Raw genomic sequence first — 22,683 nt, forward strand, 5'->3', positions numbered from 1 at the left:
GTACAAGCGGACGATCTTCGGGCAGCTGTGGTCCCTGGTGAACCCGCTCGCGAGCATGCTCGTCTACACGATCGTGTTCGCGTTCATCCTGCGGGCCACGCCGCCCCCGGGCAACCCGAGCGGACTCGACATCTACCCTGTCTGGCTGCTGTGCGGTCTGCTCCCCTGGTCCTTCTTCGCGGCCGTGGTCAACACAGGGATGGGGAGCCTGCTCAGTAACGCCGGGCTCATCCAGAAGGTCTACTTCCCCCGGATCGTGCTGCCGTTGTCGACGGTCGGAGCCGTCGGATTCAACTGGCTGTTCGAGATGACGGTCCTCCTCGTGGTGCTCGTGCTGTGCGGCGCCTGGATCCTCCCCTGGCTGCCGGGGCTCATCCTGATGATGATCGTCCTCACCGTCTTCGCGGCCGGTGTCGCGCTGATGCTCTCGGTGGCCAACGTGTTCTTCCGGGACACGCAGCACCTCGTGGGCATCCTCCTGCAGATCTGGATGTTCCTGACGCCGATCATCTACCCCATCGACATCATCCAGCAGCGGTCGGCGCACGCCGGTGGGCTCCTGGGCACCCCGGTGACGGTGTACGACCTCTACCGGCTCAATCCGATGGAGCGATTCGTGGCCGTGTTCCGCGACCTGCTCTACAACAACCGCTGGCCGGCCTGGGATGACGTGACCTACTGCATCGCGTTCGCCGTGATCGTATTCGTGGTGGGACTCTTGGTCTTCCGGCGCAAGGAACACGATCTGGCGGAGGCACTGTGAACGCCGTGGCGGTGAGCGTCGAGAGCGTGAGCAAACGCTTTCGGCTCTACAAGGAGCGAAACCAGTCGCTCAAGTCGGCGATCATGCGCGGCCGCGTGTCCGTGCACCACGATTTCTGGGCGCTCCAGAATGTGTCGTTCGACGTTCCCACCGGCTCGACCTTCGGCCTGATCGGGAGCAACGGCTCGGGCAAGTCCACTCTGCTGAAGTGTCTGGCCCGCATCTACCGCCCCACCATGGGAGACATCACCGCCCGCGGCCGGGTGGCTGCACTCCTCGAGGTGGGCAGCGGGTTCCACCCGGAACTGTCCGGGCGGGAGAACATCTACCTCAACGGCTCGATCCTGGGGATGACGAAGAAGGAGGTGACGCGCAAGCTCGACGAGATCATCGACTTCTCGGGCGTCGAAGCCTTCATCGATCAGCCCGTCAAGAACTACTCCTCGGGCATGTACGTCCGTCTCGGTTTCGCGGTCGCCATCAACGTCGACCCGGACGTGCTGATCGTCGACGAGGTGCTCGCCGTCGGCGACGCCGAGTTCCAGGAGAAGTGCCGCCAGCGCTTCGCGCAGTTCCGCGAAGCCGGCAAGACGGTGGTGCTCGTGACCCACGCCATGGACACCGTCGCCGAAATGTGCGACCAGGCGGCCTGGCTGCACCACGGCCACCTTCAGACAGTGGGTCCGGCGGACACCACCATCAAGGCGTACCTGGACTCGCTTCCGACGACCTGACGGCACGAGCCGCGCTCTCCAGGACACGCAAGCGTGCCCAGAGCTGGCTGTCGACCCCGTAATGACGGCGCACCACGGCGAGACCTGCCTGCGCGAGCCGGCCGATTCCGCCCGGCGCATCGATCAGTTCCCGGACGCGGTGCACGATGTCTGCAGCGGACGGCTGAACGATGAGGATGTTCCGCCCATCCATGAACAGGCGGTTCTGGTCGAGGGCATCCGTCGCCACCATGCCGGCCCCGCAGAGGGCCGCTTCGACGACCGAGCCCAGCGGGAAGCCATCGAAGGCGTTCTCGGACAGCGCGCCCGGCCGGTTCGGAGACACCACCAGATCGATGCCGGTGAAGAATCCCTTCAGCTCCTTGGTCTTCAGAGTGCCGTGGAAGGTGAGGATGCCGTCCAGGTCGGAGACGTCCAGATCATCCGGGGAGAACCCGCCGACCACATGGGCCTCGATCGGAAGACCCTCCTCCCGCAACCCTCGCACTGTATCGAGGAAGACGCCGTAGCCCTTGTCCTCACCGTGCTCCGTGTACTTGTGGGCGGCGAAGGCCAGCCGCAACGTGGGAGACCCGGACGGGAAGTAGTCCCTGCGGAATCCAGCGCCAGGACCCAGGTAGACCGGGTTCACGACGACCCCGAGGATTTCGTGGACGACCACCTCCGGAGCGAGTTCCCGAATGCGGGCGGTGACCACGGGCTGCGTGGTGATGACACCGCGCAGCAAGGGCGAGGCCAGGACGGACTCCAACTTGCGTTCGGCCTCCGGGTCGCCGAGATCGAGGCCGCCTCCCGGATACAGGGTGACGACGAACGGCGTCTCCGTCGCCTCCAGATCGTCGAGGAAATAGGCCGCGTTGTTGAGGAACGTCATCCAGGCCAGGGATGCGCCCGCCAGCGCTTCCCTCGAGTACGCGCGCACGCGATCCTCGAACTCCGGGTACAGGGCGGCGTAGTCGGGCAGCTGATGGAGCAGCGGCTGAGTGGTGAGGACGTGGGAGACCGCGCCTCTCTTCATCAGCCAGTTGAATTCGGCCACCCGGAAGCCGGTCACGAGGTTGGGGAAGATGTCGTCGAGGATGACGACGCCACCGGGCGAATTCACCTGCTGACCACCTGCTTGAGCTGACGCATCGCGCGCACAGGCCAGCTGCGCACCGGGACCTGGCGCATACGCGCCCAGACGTGGCGCGCCAGCTCGCCGCTCGGCGTCGTCATGACCGCGCCGCGCCATGTCGCGCCCTGCTCGACCTGCAGCAGCCACTCCCGCGTCACCTCGGACATCTCGTGCGTCTCGGTCCCGGTGATGGCATGCAGGTTCAGTTCCGTGAATCCGTAGCGCGAGCGCATGATGAGCGAGGTGTTCTCGTCGCCGAGCAGGGCCCGCAACGACCGGAGACCGTGCACCCGGTTCGGCTCGGACATCGCGCACGGGAGGTTGCACCAGAGCAGGGCGACCTCGCACGCCACTTCGTCCGGGAACGTGATGTGCGGGTTGACCATCGCATCACCGAACGCCTCGATGAGCAACTCGATGCTGCATCCCTCGAAGAATCGCTCGTCCACCGCGATGTGCTCGTTGAAGCCCCGGATGACGTTGGCGCGACTGTTGGCGCTCGCGTTCTGCTCCGCCTCGAGCAACCGGAACCGGACGAGGTCCTCGTCACCGAGGACGTGGATCGGCCAGTGCTTGACCAGCGCGATCCACCGGTCGAAGTCGGGCAGCTGTCGCATGCGGTTGTCGTACAGCCCGTGCTCGACGTAGAACTCGCGGCGGATCAGCACGCTGGGGTGGCAGAGCGCGTTCCCGTTCTCGAAGAAATAGCGCAGCCACTGGGCCTGCGACCGATTGCGCTGCCGGAAGACGTTGTGCCAGTGAGGGATGCGCTCCGGCGCCAGGAGCTCGCCGTCCTCGCCGACGAAGCGCGCGCTGGTGAAAACGGCGCCCACATCGGGATGCGACTCGAACGCGTCCAGTTGCCGCTGCAGTTTGTGGAGCTCCCACGCATCGTCGGAGTTGATGACGGCCACGAACTCGGCGCGGGCCTGCTGCACGGCGAAGTTGAGGGCGGACGCTGCTCCCTGGTTCGTGTCGAAACGGTAGACGCGCATCCGCGGGTCGGCGAACCGCGCGACCACCTCCATCGACCCGTCCTTCGACGCGTCGTCGACGACGATCAGCTCGAGATCGGTCACCGTCTGGTCGAGGACGCTCGAGATCGCCTCCTCGATCCACCGCTCGTGGTTGTACGAGGTCATCACCACGGAGACCCGGGGAGCCGGACCCATCGTGCGGGGGATGGGGAGCGCGACCTGGTTGGGCAGGGCGCCGGCGGGACCGTCGAGAACGTCGGCGAGCTCCACCGCCCGTGACTCGAGATCGTGCAGCAACCGGGTGAGCTCGACCTGCACCTGCGGTGTCGACAACTCGATGTAGCGGGGAAGCAGCTGGCGGATTCGCTCATCGCGTTCACGTCGTGAGGTCTTAGACCATTCGCCGCCCGAATGCTGACGATAGAGCGTCAGAACCTGGGGGATGAACCCGGCATCGCCGAAGGCGAGCACCGAGAGGTTGACCATCCAGTCGTAGGACGTGATCTCGAACACCTCAGGTGAGAGGCGCTCCAGGACGTCCGTCCGGTACATGCACGCGCTGAAGGTCGCGAACCAGTTCACCTCTGCCAGGCGTCGCGCGTTGACCGACGTCGACATCCGCGCGAAGCCGATCGCCGGGGCGATGCTGGCGCTGCCGGTCGCCTCGTCGTGGAGGAGCACCCGAGAAGCGACCATCGAGTGCTCGGGGTGCTCGAGGAGGTGATCGATCTGCAGCCGGAGCTTGTCGATCGAGATCCACTCGTCGTCGCCCTCCAGCACGGCGACGAACTGGCCGCCGGCTGCTGCGAAACCGCGCGCGTAGTTGAGAGTGATGCCCAGGCGCGGGGCCTCCTCCAGCACGACGACGTCGAGCTCGCTGCTACCGGCCCATTCGAGGAGCCGCTCTCGCGTCCCGTCTGTCGAGGCATCATCGGCGACGAGGACCTGGAACGGGTACGGAGAGACCTGGGACTCGATCGAGGCGATCGCCCTGTCGATGAAGGGGAGGTGGTTGTGCGTGACGAGCAGCACGGTCGCGACCGGCCTCATAGCGTTCCGCCTTTCTGATGCCAGCGAACGATGTCCGCGATCCGATCTGCGTCCTCCAGGCTGAGACCGCCGTAGAGGGGGAGCGCGATCACCTCCTCAGCCGCCTTGCGGGCGACGGGAAGGTTCTGCGCGCTGGGAAGCGAGTTGTAGGGCTCGACATCGCTGCACAGGGGCGAGAAGTACTTGCGGCTGATGACGTTGAGGGACCGGAGGGTGTTGTGCAGGTCATCGCGCCCACTCCCGAACTCGTCGGCGTCGATCCGCAGAATGAAGTACTGCACGATACCGTCGGCGCCGGAGACGACCCGGAGGCCCGGGATCCCGGAGAGAGCCTCGAGGTACCGCGAAGCGACGCTCAAGCGCTGATCGATCTCTGCGTCCATGAGATCGAGCATCGAGAGGCCCATCGCTGCGTGCACTTCCGACATCTTGCCGTTGAGACCGAGGCCCTTCACGTCGTTCTCGTTCACGATGCCGAAGTTGCGGATGAGCCGCAGTCTGCGGTCGACCTCGTGGTCGGCCGTGATGAGCGCACCGCCCTCCACCGAGTGGAACAGCTTCGTCGCATGGAAGCTCAGCATGGTGATGTCGCCGAGCCGATGCGGCTCGGCGTTCATGACGGGCGCGCTACGGCCGAAGATGTGTGCTCCGTCGTAGATCACACGGAGGTCGTGCCGACGCGCTATCCGGTCTATGGCCTCCGTGTCGCAGAAGCGCCCGTACACGTGGGTGCCGATGATCGCTCCCACGTCGGGATCCAGGGCCTCCTCGATCCCGGCCGGATCGAGCGTGAGGGAGTCGTCGATGTCGACGAAGACCGGCTCGAGTCCGAGGAGCGAGATGGCGTGCACCGTCGCGGGAAAGGTGAACGGTGTGACGATGACCTTGCGGCGTTCGAGTTGGAGCGAGCTGACCGCTGCCAGGAGTGCGCTCATCCCGTTGTTCCACAGCGAGACCTTGCCGGCGCCGACCCGATCCGCGACCGCGAGCTCGAGCATCTCGTGCATCGGACCCATGTTGGTGAGGATGTTCGTCGCCCAGATCGACTCCAGGCGGCGGACGTACTCGGTGAGCGGGGGGAGCGCCGGGCGGCTCACATACACCGGGCGTTCGAACGGGAGCGGGGTCTTCATGGCCGGCTCCCGTCGAGGAATGCGCGGTGCGTCGCCAGGACGCCGTCGCGGTCACGATCGCGGAGTCGCCGGTTGCCGAGGTAGACACCCCACGGTTCGAGGTCCCTCGTGACGACCGTGTTCGCGCCGACCGTCGCACCTTCTCCGATGGTCACGCCGGGGAGGACCACGGCGTTGGCGCCGATGACGCAGAAGCGGCCGACCGACACGGGCGCTCGCGTGGTGTTCCGGTAGGCCTCGTCGACCGTCGAGTTGCCGAATCCCCACCCGGTGAAGTCGTCCGTGCCCGTCAGGATCCTGGCTCCCTGCGAGAGGGCCACGAAATCTCCGAGCCGCACTTCCTGACCGCCGGTGATCGACGAGAAGCAGGCGAGGTGCACGTGGTTCCCGATGGTGATGGTCTCGCGCGCGACGATGAGGACGAAGTCGTCGATGAGAACGGGGTCACCGAACTGGATGTTCTCGCGCCCGACGATGCGGGCGCTCTCATAAATGGTCTGCATACTCCTCCAGGCACTGCGACTGCTGCCTACGAGAAGAGTCAGTCTGAGTGCAGCCTTATCACGACGGTGCGCCGTTTGGGACCTTACCGGAAAACGGCCGCTTGTCTTTTTTCTGAGGATTGCGGAAGGATCCAGACCCCGGGCAGCGAAGCGACGAGCTCTTGAGCTCGCGTCCGGGCTTTTACCACGGAAGCAGGCATTCCGGGCGGAATTCACCCTGGCATCACCCGGACGGCCGCCTGCTTCGGTATAGTCGCGGTCAACGACGTCGGCCAGTGGGGGAACAGTGCGCGACCAGGGGGAGCAGGTGCCGGAGACGGCGGCCGCTTCCCGCGCGCGCCCGCTTCGCCTGGCCCTTCTCGGTCTGGCCGGTGCCGGCGCGCTCACGCTCTTCGGCTTCCTGCTCCAGTCGTCTCCGGCCTCCGCCGACCAGGCGCCGCCGTCGTCCGGGTCTCTTCTCGGCAGCTCGAGCAGCACCGGACTTCTCGGCTCCATCGTGACTCCGGTCACCTCGGCCGTCGACTCGGCCGTCTCGGCCGTCCCCGTTGTGGGAAGCACGGTCGACGGCATCCTCGGTTCGACCCCGACCGGCTCGATCACGGCACCCGTCGTCGGGACCGTGGACGCTGTCGTCGGAGGCGTGATCGGTGGAGTGACCGGCGGTTCGGGCGGTACCGGCGACTCGGGAGGTTCGGGCGGGGTCGCGACTCCGCCGAGTCAGCCGACCCCACCCTCCACCTCGCCCGGGGGCGTCACGGGCTCGACCAGTCCGACCGGCCCCATCACCGCCGACGCGCCGGGCGCCGTCGTCGCGGGCGTGCCCGCCGTTCCGGCTCCCGCAGCCTCGGCCTCCACCACGGCATCGGCGAAGGGGCGCGCCGGCGTCCCGGCCGCGACCCCGCTCCCGGTCCTCACCGTCCCGCCGGGCACGGCGACCGCTCATCCCGGTGACCTCCCAGCGCAACCGCACTACTTCGACGGCTCCGCTACGGCGGGAGGCACGTTCCTGCCGTCCGCCGGGCAGGCCGGAGGCGCCGTCAGCGAGGTCGAAGCCGGCTGGCTTCCTCCCCTCGCGCTCAGCACCGCGACGGGCAACTCTTCGTCGAGCCCACCTCCCACAGGTCCACCGGGCGAACACGACGTCAGCCCCGGCTGACCGCCCTCTCCGGACGGAGGCCCACTGCGCCTCCCCTCTCGGCAGCCGCCCGAACTCGTTCGGTGCTGCGCCGGCTCTCACGGCACCCACGACGGGCGCGAGCCGACGCGCGGACACGCTGCCAGGCCGGAACGGGCACGTCCCTCTGCGGACGCACTCCTCCTTCCGGTCTGAGCCGCGACGACGCGCGTCCAGAAACTTCGGAGGACAGCTCGTGGAACGAGCGATCAACACAACACACGACACCGAGCAGGCCGCGCTCTTCGCCACGGCCTGGTCCCGATTGGATGCTGCGCTCACGTCGGAGCGCTACGACGACGTCGCCGAGGTGATCCGGCGCCACTGGTTCGACCTGCTCTCCGGCCCTGCGCACGAGCTGACAGTCGCGCTCGAGCGGGTGCCGGCTCAGGAACTCGATCGGCGACCGTTGATCGTCGCACTGCTCGGACGGAGCACGCTGACCCTGGCCCGGCGCCGCGTGCACGGCCTCAGACGGATGGGCCAGGCCGGTGCGGCGCTGGACAGGCGGGCACACGGGATGCGCGGGCTCGACCGCGCGATCATCCTGACGAACCAGGCCGACCTGCACCGGATGCTGGGCAGGCCGGACCGGGCACGGACCTCGGCCCGCGCGGCCCTCGCCGAGCTCGAAGCGCTGCCGGATGCCGACGCGCGCGGCAGCGAGACGGTCGGCGGCCTGTTTGCGCAGCTCGCAGCCTGCCTGCTCGACACCGGCGCCGACACCGACGCCCTCGACGCCGCAGAAAGGGGACTGCTGCACGCCCAGACGCTCGGCGACTCCCCCGCTCCGGCCCTCTTCGCGACCGTGGCCGGCCTGAACGCGGCCACCGGCGAACTCGGGGCGGCGAGGCAGCACATCCACGCCGCCCGCTCCCAGGACCGCCCGCTCCGGCAGGAGGACGTGGTGCTGCTGAGGCTGGCGGAAGCGATGGTCGCGCTGGACGAGCTCGATGCGTCTGCGGCACAGGCCTACCTCTCCGAAGCCGACGTCGAAGCCCGGGTCGAAGCCCGGGTCGAAGCCGAAGCCGGGGCCTCGCCCGCCGCACACTGGATGCCGGCCATCCTGATCGCCGCGATGGTCGAACTGGTGAGCGGCTATCCCGGGCGCGGCCTGGCCCGCCTCGAGCAGTCCGCCCGGGCGCGCGGGCCGGAGGGCCGCACCGACGCGGCGCGGCGCGCCCTGGCGCCGTTGCGAGCCGTCCTGCAATGCGCTCTGGGGCATCCCGATGCCGCCGCCGCCATCCTCGACCGGGATGCCGGATCGAGTGTCGTCGGCTGCATCGGCCGTGCCCGGCTGGAGCTGATGCGCGGGCGGCACGGAGCCGCCCTGCAGCAACTGCGACCGCTGTCCGGCAGCGTCATGCCGATGCGGCAGCGGGCGGAGGCGTCGGCGCTCGAAGCGGCCGCTCTGCTGCGGTTCTCAACGGAGCGGCGGACGGCAGCGGTCGTCGACCACCTCGGCGCGATGCTCCGGCACAGCCGGCTGCTCCTGCCGCTGGCCCTCCTGCCCGCGTCGGATCTGGTCCGCGTCTCGGCCGCACTCACGACCGGCGGCTACGGCGACCTCGTCGCGCACGAGCGGCTGCGTTCCCTGCTCTACGACCTGGAGGCCGAGGACCCGCTCACCCCGCGGGAGACGGCGGTGCTCGCCACCCTGCTGGAGCATCCATCGCACGCGGCCATCGCCGCCCGGCTGAACGTCTCGGTGAACACCGTCAAGTCTCAGCTGCGGAGCGTGTACCGGAAGCTCGGCGTCAAGACCCGGGACGAGGCCATCGCGCTCGCCCTCGAGCGTCACCTGCTCACGGAGCGGGACTGACGGATGCGCTGCGCGAGCCAACCGTGCGATCGATGGGTCGCAACACGCCGTTGGGGCCACACCCTTTACGGCGTGTTGCGTCCCCTCGATGCGGCAGGAGGGGCAGCGGCAGGAGGGGCGGCGGCGTCGGGGGCGGCCGCCGGCATGATCCCCGCGGCGAGCACCCGCTGCCCGATCGCCCAGGCGACACCCGCGGCCGCGAGCTGTCCGACGATCCGCCCGGCGAGGGTGAGCAGCAGGATCCACGGCGTGAGATCGCGCGGAGAGAAGACGGGCAGCGACACCAGGAACAGCAGCGCGGCGGTGACCAGCGCGGCCACGAGGAAGTGCCACAGCCGCGGCTCATTGCGGCGGGCCAGGAGCAGCAGCGTGACGTCGAACCCCGCACCCGTGACGACGAGCGGGATGACGATGAGCACGCCGAGCGGAGTGAACCCGATGGCGAGGATGCCGACCAGAGCGGACGCGACGGTGGTCGTCCACGGGAAGCCGACCAGCCTCCTGGCCAGGAGGGGCAGGATGCTGTGGATGCCCGCCGCCACCGCGTACGCCGGAGGGAACAGCGCGGCCAGGAACCCGGTGACCGGGGCGATGAGGATGAGCAGCAGGGCTCCGAGCGCCGCGAACGCCGCGATGACCATGAGGGCGCGCGTGCTGAGGCGACGGCTCCCCCGGCCGGTCGGTCTCGCCGCCATCGTCCACCTCTCTCGTGAGTGCACTCCATCCTGCCCCCAGTCGAAGGGGCGTACTGCGCAAAACGGGTTCGCATGGCGAAGATGTGTGGTTTTGTCGGTAGAGCGACCTCGATCACGGACCGGTCGAAGGGCAGGACGCACGCGATGACAGAACCGGGAGGGCGATTGGACGACGAGTTCACGGGGGTGCCCGATCGGTCGCTCGCGGGTCGGTCCGCGCTCGCACAGTTGAAGGATGCGGTCGACGCCGATGACTGGGACGCGACCACCACGGCGGTCCGCATCGGCTGGTTCGAGCTGATGACCGAACACGGCGACGCGGTCCGCATACTCCTGGAGCGGGCGCCCGGCCACGTTCTCCGCACGCATCCCCTTCTCACCATGATGCTCGGCCTGATCTACAACACGCACGGTTTCCACCGGCTGCGCGGGCTGCGGTATCTGGTGACCGCCGTCCGGGCGGCCCAGGCCCCGCGCAGTCTGACCGTGAGCGGCGCCGACCGCGTGCTGATCCGCTCGGCCGAGGCCACCGCGTTCCGGCTGATCGGGCGGCCGCGACTCTCCATCGGGCCCGCCCACGCCGCGGTCTCCGAGCTCGACCGGCTGGGCGACGAGGAACGCGAGTCCCTCAGCGAGCTCCCCCGCCTCTACGGGCAACTGGGCATCTCGTTCTACTACGCGGGCGAGGTGGACGATGCCATGGACACCTTCGCGAAGGGACTGGCGGTCTCGCCGACGACGCCTCCGTCCTCCGGCTTCGGGAACCTGGCGATGCTCGCCGGCGTGCACGCCCTCCAGGGCGACCTTCCGGAGGCCGCCGCGCACATCGACTATGCGAGGACCGGGCCGTGGACCGACCGGCAACGCCGGATGTACACGGGGACCTTCTACCGGCTGGGCGAGGCGACACTGGCGATCGAGCGCTTCGACACCGCTGCAGCCCGCGCCCACCTGGAGGCGATGGAGCACGATCGGCGCTCGATCGAGCACTGGATCGCCGAGGCGGAGGTCACGGCACTCCTCGAGCTCGTCGAGGGTCGCCCGGGTGAAGCGCTGGCCGGGCTGGAGGCATACGCATCCATGCGTGGCGCCGAGTCCCGCACGGCAGCGGCCCGGAACCGGCTGGCGCGGATGCGCTCCATCCTCCAGCTGGCGCTCGGAAACCCGGATGCCGCCGGGGTGATCGTCGAGCGGGACACGGTCGCCGGCCCGGAGCGCCACCTGGCGCGAGCGAGGGTCGGACTGTCGCTCGGCAAGAACGGGTCCACCTTGAGCGAGCTGCGAGCGACCGCAGGACACCTGCGGACCGCGCGTTCCTCGGCCGAGGCGGCGGCGCTGGAGGCGGCGGTGCTGCTCCGGCTGTCGCCGACGTCCCGCACCCGTGGCGTCGTCCAGCATCTCGGCGCCCTCCTCGACAGGACGCACCAGCGCCTCGCGATCGCGTTGCTGCCCGGCGACGACCTCGAACGCGTCGCAGCAGCTCTCGGCGAGGCCGGCTACGGGCACGTCACGACCGACGTCCCACTCCGCTCGCTGCTCCCCGTCGCGGAGGCCGAGCTGCAGCTCAGCGACCGCGAGCTCGCCGTTCTCGGGCAGCTGATGGGGACCGGCTCGGTGTCCGAGATCGCTTCGGCCCTGGTCGTCTCCGCGAACACGGTGAAGACGCAGTTGCGCAGCGTGTACCGGAAACTGGGCGTCAGAAACCGGGAGGATGCGATCGCGGTCGCGCTGAACCGGCACCTCCTGGTAGAACGGGAGTGATGCCCGGATAGGGCTCCGAGGGTGATCGCAGGGTGAAATCCACCGCGCCCGAGCCTCCCGGGCAGTAGCGTTCCGACAGACACCGCATACCCGCCCCGTGACCGAGGAACGACATGACCCTCGACGAGAGCGCACCGACCCTCCGTCGCCCCAGCGCCGCTGCGCGCTTCCGGCGCACGCTGCCGGAGTCTTTGGCGTCCCTCCTGGTCGCGGCCCGCGATGACGAGAAGCAGGCACTCGGTTCACAGCGTCGTGCCGCCTACCTGCTCACCCGCCAGGTGATCAGCGGGCTGCTGACCGCCGGGTACCCGGCCGGCCTGCTGGCGCGCGAGCTCGGCGTCCGCAGCGAGTCCATCCGCACCCGCGCCCAAGCCGGCTGGACCTCGCTCGCCGACCTCGCCGTGCTCTCCGGAGGGGATGCGGACACGCTGCTCGAGCGGTGCGCCCTCTCGGGCCTGGTCGTGGATGAGGAGGGGCGCCTCCACAGCGACGACATCGTTGCCCTCCTCCTCGCGCCATGACGGCCCCCGCCGACGCCGCGCGGGCGGCCGGAGCGTCGGCCGGGGTGACGGCGGCGGAGGCGATTTATGAAAAGCTGCGTCATGATCGCCCGACTTCCCCGTCTCTTAAGCGGCGCGTGACCCGAACATGCACCACCGGCGATCCGAATCGCCGTATCGATGCCCGGCTCCCCTGTGAGGCGGGCGCCGGGAGACCCGAACCCCGCTCGACGCCGGGAGCGTCCGCCCATCGGCGGCGGGCGCTCCCGGTGAGCACAGAGGAAGAACCCGCAAATGCCCGACCCGATCCACGAACCGACCGACCTCCAGCACCCGCGGGTGCTCGCCGGAAGCTGCTGACACCGTGAGGAACGACGACGGCCTGCGCGAAGACGAGTGGATGGACGCCGCGCCCGAGCGGTCGGACACCGACCTCGTCGAGTCCGCGCGCGCGGGCGACCGGGAGGCGTTCGCGGAGCTGTGGCGCCGCCACGCTCCGGCCGGGCGGACGGTCGCCCGGTCCTTCACCGACGAGGACCCGGACGACGTCGTCGCAGAGGCGTACGCCCTCATCCTGAAGGCTGTCCGCGACGGACGCGGGCCGCACACCGGCTTCCGGCCCTACCTGTTCACGACCATCCGCAATGTGGCCGCCGGCTGGGGCGGCGGCCGCCGCGAGGCACCCATCGAGGATGCGTCCACGATTCCGGACCCGTCCTCGACGGAGGCGGCGAGCATGGAGGCGCTGGACCACTCCCTGACCGCACAGGCCTTCCGGTCGCTGCCCGCTCGCTGGCAGGAGGTGCTCTGGTACTGCGAGGTCGAGCGGATGACGCCGGCTGCCGTCGCACCGCTGCTCGGCCTCACGGCGAACGGCACGGCCGCGCTCGCCTACCGCGCCCGCGAGGGACTCCGCCAGGCCTGGATCCAAGCGCACATCAACGCGAGCGCCGAGGGCTCGGACTGCCGCTGGACCACCGAGCGGATGGGCGCCTACGCACGCGGCGGGCTCGGCAAGCGGGAGACCGCGCGCCTCGAGCGCCACCTGGACGAGTGCACGCGATGCTCGATCGTGGCGGCGGAGGCGCAGAACGTCGGGTCGCGGCTGTCCCTCATCCTGCTGCCGCTGCTGCTCGGGATCGGCGGAGCGACCGCGTACGCCGCCCAGATCGCGCACGGAGCGGCGGTGGCCGCTGCGGCGGCGGGCGTGGGAGGCGGTGCGGGCGGCGGCCAGCCGGCCGGCGCATCCACGATCGGGATGACCCGGTCGGTCGTGCGCGCCGGTACGGGTGCGAATCGCGCGGCGATCGGCGTCGGAGCCACAGTCGCCGGCCTGGCGGTCGCCGCCGGGGTCGCGGGGGCGATCGTCCTCGGACCGCAGTTGCTGGGCGCGCCGGGACATGACGTGGCCTCGGGCCGGTCCGACGGCGCTCCGCAGGCGTCGGCTCAGGATGCGCAGAGCACGTCCTCGGGGGCATCAACCGCTCCTGCGGTCCCGACGACCCCTCCGGTCGTTCCGGCCGTTCCCGGCCCGGCGGTTCCGGCCCCGACCGATCCCGGCCCGACGGTTCCTGGCCCGCTCGTGCAGACGCCGGCGCCCTCACCCGTGACCCAGGTGACGATTCCGCCCGTCACCCAGCCGACGGCGCCGGCGGCCCCTCCGGTCACGCCACCCGCGCCGCCCGCCGCGCCGGCCATCACCACGGTGATCCCGGCCGGCTGGCAGACCGCCGCGACGACCCTGCCGCTCACGGGAACCGGGCAGCCCGGTGCGACGGTCGCCATCACCGCCTCGCCCGCCGGAACCGCACTCAGCGCGACGAGCGCGACCGCCCTCTCCGCGCCGGCGCCTCTCGCGACGGCGACCGTGACAGCGGCCGGAACGTGGGCTGTGGATGTGAACATCGCCGCACTGACGGACGGGGCGTGGGTGCTGAGCGCGACACAGACCACCAGCAGCGGAACCTCGACGGGCGTCACCGTCCGCATCGGGGTGGACCGCACGGCGGAGCCTCCCGTCATCGCCGCGGTGGACACGGGAACGGGAGCGACCGCCGCGCTGCTCGCGCCCATCCTGACCGGTACGGCGGAGCCCGGCGCCACCGTCGAGCTCCTCGACCACGGCACGGGCATCGCCACGGTCACTGCGGACGCTCAAGGCCTCTGGAGCTCGCCGGAACTGATCGCGATCCCCTCCGCCTACTCACTCACCGCTCGGCAGACGGACCCGCTCGGGAACGTGTCGGCGGAGTCCGCACCGGTGACCGGAACGGCGACCGTCCCGACCGTCACGGCGACCGTGGTGCCCGGCGGGGTGCAGCTGGCCGTGCACGGCACGCCGGGAACCACGCTGGCGGTCTGGGCCGACGGCACGCCGGCACCGCAGCTTCCGGACCTGATTCTGGATGCGGCGGGCGATGCCTCCAGCGACTATGTGTGGACGGACTCCGGGACCCACCGGATCGGAGTGGTCGCCCTGTTCGCGACGGCATCCGGCACCCGCCACGGTGTACTGAGCGACGCTCCGGTCACTCTGCCCTGAGCCCGGGGAGGCGGGGTCGCGGCCCCGCCCGCAACCCCGCGCTCCGCGGCGGCTCACCGGGGCCGCAGCCCCCGGCCGCCGGGGCGGCTCACCGCCTCCGCAGCCTCGGGCGACGCAGCAGCACCAGGCCGGCGCCCGCGATCAGCGCGGCCAGGGCCGTCAGGGCTCCGGCGAGGGAGCCGAGCAGGTCGCTGCCGGTGCTCGCCAGGCCGTGCACGCCCGGGTCGGTCACCGTGGCGCAGGCGGTCCCGTCGTCGCCGCAACGGCTGTCGCCCGTGGACGGATCCCACGGCCCGGACAGCGGCCCGAGGGTCGCCCGGTTGGTGATGTCCTGCGGCGCGATCAGTTTCGTGGCGACGGTGATCGTGGCCTTCGCCCCCTTCGCGATGCCCGGGATGACCCACGTCAGGTCGCCGTTCGCGGCCTTCGTGGCCGCAGGCTGGGCGCTGACCAACTGGAGTCCCCCGGGAAGCAGGTCGGTGACCGTGACGTCCTTCGCGTCGAGCTGGCCGTCGTTCGTCACGGTGATCGTGTACACGATCGTGTCACCCACCTCGGCCGTCGAACGGTCCGCCGTCTTCGCGATGGTCAGGTGGCCGACGTCGAAGCGGTTGGTCACCGTGACGGTCGCGCTCTGACCGGCGCCGATCGTCACCCGGCCGTCCGCCGGATCCATCGTGGTCGCCGTCGCGAGCCCGGCGTCCGTCTCCTCGACAGCACACGAGGCGCCCGCGATCAGGCTGTCGACGGTGGCGGTGTAGCCGTCGTCCTTCGACAGCACGAGCTTTCCGCCGTCGGCGAGCTCGATCGGGGTGACCACTCCATCCACGTCGTAGCTGCAGGTCACCTGCATCGTGAAGGGGCCGGCTCCGAACTTCGCGACGCCGTCGCCGATCCGCTTCTTGTCGATGACGAGCGAGCCCGTGTCGAACGTGTTCGTGATCGTGACCTGCGCCGGGTCGCCGGCCGGGACGGTCACGCCACCATCCGGCGCGATGGCGACGGCGGTCGCCCCACCCGTGGCGGTCTCCGTCACGTCGCAGTGCGCGCGCTGGATGAGGCCGGTGATGGTCGCCGTGTAGCCGTTCGCCGCATCCAGAGTGACCAGGCCCCCGTCCGGCAGCGGGATGGTGAGGGTCTGGCCGTCCTTCTGCCAGGTGCACACGAGCTGAGCGGTGAACGTGCCGGAGCCGTAACGGTCGACGCCGTCACCGGTGCGCTGCTTGACGATGGTGACGCTGCCGGACGAGAAGGTGTTCGTCACGCTCACCGTGACGGTCTGGATGCTGCCGTCCGTCGCACCCGGGATGGTCACCGTCGGCAGGTCAACCGTGCTGCCGGTCGCCCCGCCGTCGGTCGTCTCGGCCACCGAGCACTGGGTGCCCGCCGGATAGACGCCCGGCACGGTCAGCGTCTGGCCGCCGGCGATCGTCAGGTCGCCGTCGAACAGCGTCTGGTCGCCTCCGTAGACGCAGGTGACGTGCACCGTGAAGGGTCCGTCTCCGAAGCTCCCGGCGGCGTCGCCGTCAACGATCTTGCTGATCGCGAGGGTGCCCGCCGCGTAGTGGTTGACGATCTCCGCGGTGGTCGGCTGCGGGCCGGCGCCGAGGGTCACGGTGGCCTGCGAGCCGTCGGTCGCCGCAGCGCCGTCGACCGAGAACGACACGTGGTTCGGGGAGGCTGCTGCACCATCCGCATCCGTCTCGGTCACGACGCACGTCGCGTGGGCCGGGAGGCCGCCGATGGTGTGCGATCCGCCGTCCTGCAGAGAGAACGCGGCATCGCCGGCGGCGAGCGGGATGCCCTGGCCGAGCGGCGCCGTGCAGACGACGCCGACGGCGAACGGTCCGAACGTCCCCGCGGTCGCCGCCGTGTCCACGTGCTTGGTCACGGTGAGTGCGGTCACCCCGTAGTCGTTGACGATGGCGACCTGCTGGCCGGTCGGCACCGGCGCGGTCGCGTCTGCGGCGGCGATGGTGACGGATCCGGGCGTGACGCTGCGGCTCGTCTCGCCGTACGAGCCGTCGGGTCCATGCTCGGTGACCGCGCACTGCGCGCCGGTGGGGATGCCGTCGATCCGCGCCGTGTACTGGTTCGCGGCGCTGAGGCTGACGGATGCGTTCGCACCGAGGTCCACCGCGACGCCGGTCACCGTGCAGACGACATCCGCCTGGAAGCTCGTCGGCGCGTACTGCGCCGCCGGTCCCGTGACCGTCTTGGCGATCTGCAGCGGACCGCCCGTCAGGATGACGCCCGCCTTGATGGGCTCCTGGGGACCGGCCGGCTGGGACCCCGACACGTAGGTGGGGTAGAAGCCGAACGAGTTCCATGCGCGCACGGCCGTCACCGGAGCACTCACCGGCGCGCGGTCGTCGCCGGCGGCAGTGGTCGGGATGTTCGTGCTGGTGTAGGTCACCTTCACCTCGGCCCCGGGCGCGAGGGTGCCCGTGGCCGTCCCGCTGAAGTCGAACACCATCTTGACGCCGGTGACATCTCCGGCCTGGATACTGGTGCCCACGGTGCTCGAGGGCAGCCACGACCCGGCCGGGCACGAGGAGCCGGGCGTGATGTCCGCCGCGCACGGCTTCGCGGCGGTGGTCACGAACCAGGTCATCGCGGCGCCCGCGGCGTCCGCGGACGGCTGGAAGGCGAGGTCGCCGTTGAACCGCGGCGTGTAGATCGAGCCGCGGGGGGAGGAGTCGACGACGCCCGTGTCCCCGGGTGCGGGGAACACATCCACGGCGGTGAGGGTCCTGGCGGCCACGTTCCCGCCGTTCACCATGTCGAGCTTCCAGTCGTCGGTCGCGCCGATCGCGCTGACCGCGGCGCACGGGTACCGGTAGTAGCCCTCGCTGTCGGGGGTGCAGGGGAGCGCCGGGTTGACGACGTTCTGCGCCTGGCCGGTGGACGACTTCACACCCTTCGATGCGGTGAACGAGCCCTGCGAAAGGGTGGTCACCACGTTGCTGGTCGAGCAGGTGTTCGCGGCGAAGGCCACCGCACGGCCGTTGCCCGGGTTGAGCGCCGTGCAGTCGCTGCTCGCGAGCTGGCGGTCGGTCGTGACGCCGAACGTGTTGACTGCGGACGACGCCGGCGCCAGGCCCGGCTCGATCTGCAGGCCGATCGTGATGCTGTAGGTCTCTCCGGGGGCCAGCTGCGACCCGGCAGGCCAGGTGAAGCGGATGGTCCCCGTCGCGGGATCGTAGACGCGGGCGATGACCGCGCCGTCCGTCGGCAGCGTCCCTCCCGTCGAGGTGCTGTAGGTCGGAACGTTCGTCGGGACGTACAGCAGGGAGCCGTCGGCCGGCAGCGTGTCCGTCACCACAGGGTTCGGCAGGATGCCCGTCCCGGTGTTCTTGAAGCGCAGCGTCCAGTTCACCTCGCGTCCCGACGCGGCCTGGCCGGGGCTGGTCTTCTCCACGGCGATCTTCGCGGTGCCCGGGTCGACGGTGAAGGTCGCGGTGGCGTTCGCCTGCTGCGCCTGCACGTCGTTGTACGCCGCGTCGGCCGTCACGGTGTCCGACACGGTCCCGGGCGCGGTCTCACCCGGCATCGGCTGCGGGACGACGGTCGAGGTCACAGGTCCGCTGCCGTCGCGCAGAGTGCTCCGCAGGGAGAGGTTCAGGGTGACCTCATCCACGTCGTTGGAGGCGGCGAACGGGCCGCCATCGGAGCGGGAGAAGGTGAAGCGCAGGCCGGTCACATCCCCCGCGGCGACGCCGGAGGGCAGCGCGGCCGAGCCGATCGCGGTCGGCGTCCCGGTCTGCCATGCGGCGGCCGGTCCCTGGCCCGTCTGCGCATCCACCTGGACCCGGTCGGCACCGGTCGGCGTGTTGGGCAGAGTGAAGGACTTCAGGGTGAAGGCGTTCCAGAACGTCGGATCCGCATCCTCGATCACGAGCACCTTGGGCGACAGCGTCCCGGTCGAGCGGGCACGCAGGTTCACCTGAATCGGGTCCGCGGGCTTCGACTGCAGGGTGCTCGACGGGTTGAACGACTTCGCCGTCGTGACCTGCAGGTTCCCGTTCTGCAGCGTCAGCGCGACGCCGCGCGCGTCGGCCGCCTGGACGCCGGGGTACACGTCGTCGTGCAGCGTCGCGTGCGCGGTGTTCTGGATGGTGCTGGGCGTCGGAGCCGCGCCCCCGGTGCGGCTCGTCTTGCGCAGCTGCGCGGTCAGCGTGAGGGTGATCTTCTGCGAGGGCGAGATCGTGCCTCCCGTGCCGTCGGGTCCCTGTGCGTTGGTGCCGCGCAGCAGTGCGCTGACGGCGACGACGTCGCTCAGGTCGGCAGGGGTCAGGGCGGCCGCGGCGGCGAGGCTGAGGGTGTCGGTCGTCTCGGTGCCGTCTGCGGCCCGGTGCAGCAGGGAGACGCTGCTCTGCGACGCCTGCACGCCCGGCGCCTGGGACAGGTCCACGGCGATCTTCGTCAGGGTGAGCTGCTCGAACGGATTGGTGGTCGCGTCGTACGGCGCGAACACGCACGGGTCCGAGGTGGTCGCGTTCGCGCACTCCGTCGGGTCGGACAGCCGCAGCTGCCACGTGCTGCTGTTCGAGGTGTTGGTCGCGGTCGTCGTGTACGTCGTGGACGGGTACGCGGAGGCTGGAACATCCGGCTGCGGGATGACCAGCGTCTGCGACGACGCGGTCTTGGTCACCTTCGTGGTGAACGTCGGATCGACGATCGTGACGTGGTCGTCCGCATCCCGGGTGGTCGGAGCGCCGGTGAAGGGCTGCGCGCCCACCTCGAGGGAGTTGTCGACCGCCCCCGGCGAGCCGGGCAGGTTGTAGGTGCGGGTACCGGTCACCCAGTCGGTGAGGGTGCTGCCGCGCACACTGTTGCGCAGTCGGAGATCGAGGTGGATGGTGCGGCCGCCCGGAACGGCGCTGGCGCTCACGCTGGCCACCCCGCTGCCGACGGCCGGAGCGGTCGGGTCGCCGGTCGCCTGGATGCGGGCCGCGCGGTTCGGGCTCTCCACGACCGTCAGCCGGACACCTTGCGTGCTCGCACGCTCCGCTGCGGTCAGCGTGTACCCGGGGAAGATCCCGTCGCAAGCGTTCGCGCTCGCGCACGCCTCCGACGTGATGTCGTTCCACGTCGTCCCGTCGAAGAGCTCGACCTTCGAGACCTTGTCCCACCGGATCAGCGGGTCGAACGTCGCGCCCTGCGTCACCGTCGGGGTGATGGCGTCGATCCGCGCCAGGTCGAACGCCTGGAAGACACTGCCCGCGACCGGGCTCGGCACCGCAGGATCCTGGATGGTCATCGACTGCATCCCGCTCACCTGGCTGCCCCAGCCGAGGGTGACGCCCGTCGTGACACCGGACTGCGCCTGGACGACCTTCTGGCCGTCCCAGCTCTTCGCCGCGATCAGCGAGCCCGGGCCGCCCGTGGTCGCCTGCACGCCCACCGTCGCGCAGGCCGATGCGGGCTGGCTCGTGACGGCCGTGCCGGCGACCGTCCCGGACGCCTGGCTGACCGCGCAGTTCTGGTAGGGGGTGACGGTCGGGTACGCGCCCGGGTTCGTCGGGCCGGTGCCGTCGCGGAGCAGAGCGCGCGCGGTGAAGGTGATGGCCGGCTTCACGTTGGTCGCCTGGCCGAAGCCGTCGGCATCCGCGAAGGTGAAGCGCAGTCCCCGGAGGTCGGAGTGCGTCGTCCCGCTGGGCAGCACGCTGTCGAGCGTGGCCGAGTACGTCTTCGAGCCGGCCGTCGCATCCACCACGGTCAAGGGCTGCCACGTGGTGCCGTCGGTCGTGTACTCGATCGTCAGGGTCGAACCCGCGGGAACGGCGGTCGACGCGATCCCGGTGGCGTCGAACGCGTTCCAGTACGGAGAGTTCGCGGTGTCCTGGGGCTCGGTTACCACGATGGTGTTCGGCCGGACGGAGCTGGTGCCGGTCGGCGTCTGGGCGGACAGCTGCACGAGGCTGGTGCCGCCGGGGATCACCGAGCTGGGAGTGACCGACTTGCCGAGGGTCAGCTCCACCTCGGGGAAGTACACGTCGAGGCTCGCGCCCGCGTCGTCCGACGCCGTCCCGGCCGGATTGACGCCGGTCACGGTGACGGTGTTCGGGTAGCTGACGAAGCCGGAGCCGGCCGGCCCCGCATCCGTCGTCGTGTCCACGGTGAACGGGATGCTCGCCGACGCGCCCGTCGCGATCGTGCCGGTGTAGACGACCTGGAACCCGGTGAGGAACTGGCCGCTCGCGAGGGTCGGCGTTGCCGGGAGGCCGGAGTTCTGGTCGAACGCGGAATCCGCGGGCGCGGATCCGGTGTTCACGAGCCAGTGGACGGTGCCGCCGGTCGCGCCCTGCGGCCACGCGGCGCTGGAGGTGAATCCTCCGAAGGTGACCTTGTCGGTGAAGAAGGTGCCGGATCCCGGCTCGCTCACGGTCAGGCTGGTAAGGGGGCCGGTCGAGGTGTTCTTCGCCGTGACGGTGGCCGTGGAGGACTGCCCGGCCGGGATCTGCTGGTCCTGGAACGACTTGCCCGCGGCGACGCTCACGGTGAGGGGCGCCACCACCTGCTGGGCCGACGCGGGAGGAGCCTGGCCGTCGCCGTCCGGCGTGCTCACCGTGGCGCCGACCTGGTTGGTGCGGGTGCCTCCGGTCACGAGGGCGGTCGCGTCGGTTCGGCTGGCGGCGCGCTGCGCGAGCGTCAGCGCGACGGAGCCTGCGGTGCCGCCCGCGACGATGGTGTCGCCGGTGCTGGAGGAGAAGACGAACCGGAGGCCGGTCACGTCCCCGGCCTGCACGCCCCCGGGCAGCTGCGGCGTGGCACCCACGGGACCGTCGACCGGTCCCCCTGCGGTGATCGCGACGACCTGCACCTGGTCGGCGCCGGCCGGGAAGGTGACGGCGCCGAAGCCCGCGAAATCGTAGAACTCGAACGTGCTCGTGGCCGCGCTCGGGTCGGCCGGCTCAGCGACGGTGAGGCTGGTCGCCGGGATGTTGGACGTGTTCTTGACGGTCAGCGCGACCTGCGAGGTCTCCCCCGGGTTGTACTGGGTGGAGCCCGGCGTCCACGTCTTCGACACCGTCGCCGCGATCACGTCCGGGACGTTCACCGTCACGGGGACGCCACTGGTGACGGTCGCCGCGTTGGTCGCCTGCAACGTCGCAGTGTTGGTGAGCTGCACGCCGTCCTGGTCCTTGGCGACGTCGGACGGCATGGTGACCTGGATCTGCACGGACCCTGTGGTGCCGGCGGCGAGTCCCGTGCTCGCCGGGACGGTGTTGGGCACGTTGTCCGCGAACGCGACCGTCACCGTGTTCCCGCTCACCGTGGTCGTGACGCTACCCGCGCCCACGACCGTCGGCTTGCCCACGATCTGCAGCGGGGCGGGAACGGGGTCGGTCAGGACCGCGTTCACGCATCCCGTGGTCGTCGACGAGCATCCATAGTTGATCGTGTAGACGAAACTCTGTCCGGGCTCGACCTGGGTGACGCTCGCCGTCTTCGAGAGGTTGAGCACACCGGAGCCGAGGTCGTCGGCGTTGGCGGCCGGGGCGCCGATGGCGACCGCGCCGATCAGGGCGAGGACGATGCCGGTCGCGACACTGGCCGGTGCGCGGAGCGTGCGGCGGCGGTCGCGGCGGTCGTCGCGACCGGAGGATGCGAGGAATGTACGAAGTCGGCTGAGCACGGCGAAAGTCCTTCGGGCAGAACGGTTTCGGTCCGACAGCACGTGCAGCGAGGACGCACTGCTGACGGGATACCGTCGAGTCTGCCGACTGCGACATCCCAACCGGACGGTTTTCACCCCGGGTTCACCCTGGGATCGGCCCAAATCACCCCCCTTCGAGGGTCATTCTGCGAGCCTTCTCTGCCGGCGCGCGGGCGCGATTCGTCACGAATGTCCCCCTCCACGCGATCAGAGCGACCATTCGTCACGAATGTCGTGACGTGCCGCCGG

General features: G+C 70.3%; 13 protein-coding genes. 7 read left to right on the plus strand and 6 right to left on the minus strand.

The genetic code is table 11. The annotated features are described in order from the left end of the window. Both ACPYOG_RS10050 and ACPYOG_RS10055 read left to right on the plus strand, forming a co-directional pair. A partial coding sequence (locus ACPYOG_RS10050) for an ABC transporter permease (protein ID WP_481294087.1) occupies nucleotides 1-763 on the plus strand: 763 nt, incomplete at its 5' end. 26 nt (nucleotides 764-789) lie between these two features. After that, a complete protein-coding gene (locus tag ACPYOG_RS10055; RefSeq protein WP_481294088.1) occupies nucleotides 790-1,497 on the plus strand; it encodes an ABC transporter ATP-binding protein in 708 nt (235 codons plus the stop codon). Here ACPYOG_RS10055 and ACPYOG_RS10060 read toward each other — a convergent pair. From ACPYOG_RS10060 to ACPYOG_RS10075, 4 genes are read right to left on the minus strand one after another with little or no spacing between them, the layout of a single operon-like run. Beyond that, nucleotides 1,463-2,602, minus strand: coding sequence for a glycosyltransferase (locus tag ACPYOG_RS10060; protein WP_481294089.1), 1,140 nt, complete (start codon nucleotides 2,600-2,602; stop codon nucleotides 1,463-1,465). The two genes, ACPYOG_RS10055 and ACPYOG_RS10060, sit on opposite strands and share 35 nt — an antisense overlap. Beyond that, nucleotides 2,599-4,641 carry a glycosyltransferase family 2 protein gene (locus tag ACPYOG_RS10065; RefSeq protein WP_481294090.1) on the minus strand — a complete coding sequence of 681 codons (2,043 nt, stop codon included), beginning with the start codon at nucleotides 4,639-4,641 and terminating at the stop codon, nucleotides 2,599-2,601. Before ACPYOG_RS10065 ends, ACPYOG_RS10060 begins: the two co-directional genes overlap by 4 nt. Next, nucleotides 4,638-5,774, minus strand: coding sequence for a DegT/DnrJ/EryC1/StrS family aminotransferase (locus ACPYOG_RS10070; RefSeq protein WP_481294091.1), 1,137 nt, complete (start codon nucleotides 5,772-5,774; stop codon nucleotides 4,638-4,640). Before ACPYOG_RS10070 ends, ACPYOG_RS10065 begins: the two co-directional genes overlap by 4 nt. Next, nucleotides 5,771-6,277 carry an acyltransferase gene (locus ACPYOG_RS10075; RefSeq protein ID WP_481294092.1) on the minus strand — a complete coding sequence of 169 codons (507 nt, stop codon included), beginning with the start codon at nucleotides 6,275-6,277 and terminating at the stop codon, nucleotides 5,771-5,773. Before ACPYOG_RS10075 ends, ACPYOG_RS10070 begins: the two co-directional genes overlap by 4 nt. Before the next feature lie 286 nt (nucleotides 6,278-6,563). On the opposite strand from ACPYOG_RS10075, the gene ACPYOG_RS10080 reads away from it, so the two are divergent. Together ACPYOG_RS10080 and ACPYOG_RS10085 are read left to right on the plus strand one after the other, a co-directional pair. Beyond that, a complete protein-coding gene (locus tag ACPYOG_RS10080) occupies nucleotides 6,564-7,433 on the plus strand; it encodes a hypothetical protein (RefSeq protein ID WP_481294093.1) in 870 nt (289 codons plus the stop codon). Between the two features lie 214 nt (nucleotides 7,434-7,647). Further along, on the plus strand, nucleotides 7,648-9,273 hold the full coding sequence (locus tag ACPYOG_RS10085) for a LuxR C-terminal-related transcriptional regulator (protein ID WP_481294094.1): 1,626 nt from the start codon (nucleotides 7,648-7,650) through the stop codon (nucleotides 9,271-9,273). 65 nt (nucleotides 9,274-9,338) lie between these two features. On the opposite strand, the gene ACPYOG_RS10090 is transcribed toward ACPYOG_RS10085, so the two are convergent. Next, nucleotides 9,339-9,968, minus strand: a complete 630-nt coding sequence (locus ACPYOG_RS10090) for a hypothetical protein (RefSeq protein WP_481294095.1) — start codon at nucleotides 9,966-9,968, stop codon at nucleotides 9,339-9,341. 144 nt (nucleotides 9,969-10,112) lie between these two features. Between ACPYOG_RS10090 and ACPYOG_RS10095 the strand changes: the two genes are divergently transcribed. The 3 genes from ACPYOG_RS10095 (at nucleotide 10,113) to ACPYOG_RS10105 (ending at nucleotide 14,771) form a co-directional block, all read left to right on the plus strand. Beyond that, nucleotides 10,113-11,729 carry a helix-turn-helix transcriptional regulator gene (locus tag ACPYOG_RS10095; RefSeq protein WP_481294096.1) on the plus strand — a complete coding sequence of 539 codons (1,617 nt, stop codon included), beginning with the start codon at nucleotides 10,113-10,115 and terminating at the stop codon, nucleotides 11,727-11,729. A 113-nt stretch (nucleotides 11,730-11,842) separates the two neighbouring features. Continuing rightward, a complete protein-coding gene (locus tag ACPYOG_RS10100) occupies nucleotides 11,843-12,250 on the plus strand; it encodes a hypothetical protein (RefSeq protein ID WP_481294097.1) in 408 nt (135 codons plus the stop codon). Between the two features lie 343 nt (nucleotides 12,251-12,593). Then, nucleotides 12,594-14,771 carry a sigma-70 family RNA polymerase sigma factor gene (locus ACPYOG_RS10105; protein ID WP_481294098.1) on the plus strand — a complete coding sequence of 726 codons (2,178 nt, stop codon included), beginning with the start codon at nucleotides 12,594-12,596 and terminating at the stop codon, nucleotides 14,769-14,771. A gap of 88 nt (nucleotides 14,772-14,859) precedes the next feature. Here the strand turns inward: ACPYOG_RS10105 and ACPYOG_RS10110 are convergent, their stop codons facing one another. Next, nucleotides 14,860-22,413: a DUF5979 domain-containing protein gene (locus ACPYOG_RS10110; protein WP_481294099.1), complete on the minus strand. Its 7,554-nt coding sequence runs from the start codon at nucleotides 22,411-22,413 to the stop codon at nucleotides 14,860-14,862. Between the last annotated feature and the right edge of the window lie 270 nt (nucleotides 22,414-22,683).

The sequence above is a fragment of the Leifsonia sp. HAY1-4F genome (genome assembly GCF_056755275.1).

Coding starts and splice junctions, on each gene's coding strand:
- ACPYOG_RS10070 (WP_481294091.1), bottom strand. CDS start 5,774: ATGAAGACCCCGCTCCCGTTCGAACGCCCGGTGTATGTGAGCCGCCCG.
- ACPYOG_RS10100 (WP_481294097.1), top strand. CDS start 11,843: ATGACCCTCGACGAGAGCGCACCGACCCTCCGTCGCCCCAGCGCCGCT.
- ACPYOG_RS10065 (WP_481294090.1), bottom strand. CDS start 4,641: ATGAGGCCGGTCGCGACCGTGCTGCTCGTCACGCACAACCACCTCCCC.
- ACPYOG_RS10075 (WP_481294092.1), bottom strand. CDS start 6,277: ATGCAGACCATTTATGAGAGCGCCCGCATCGTCGGGCGCGAGAACATC.
- ACPYOG_RS10090 (WP_481294095.1), bottom strand. CDS start 9,968: ATGGCGGCGAGACCGACCGGCCGGGGGAGCCGTCGCCTCAGCACGCGC.
- ACPYOG_RS10095 (WP_481294096.1), top strand. CDS start 10,113: ATGACAGAACCGGGAGGGCGATTGGACGACGAGTTCACGGGGGTGCCC.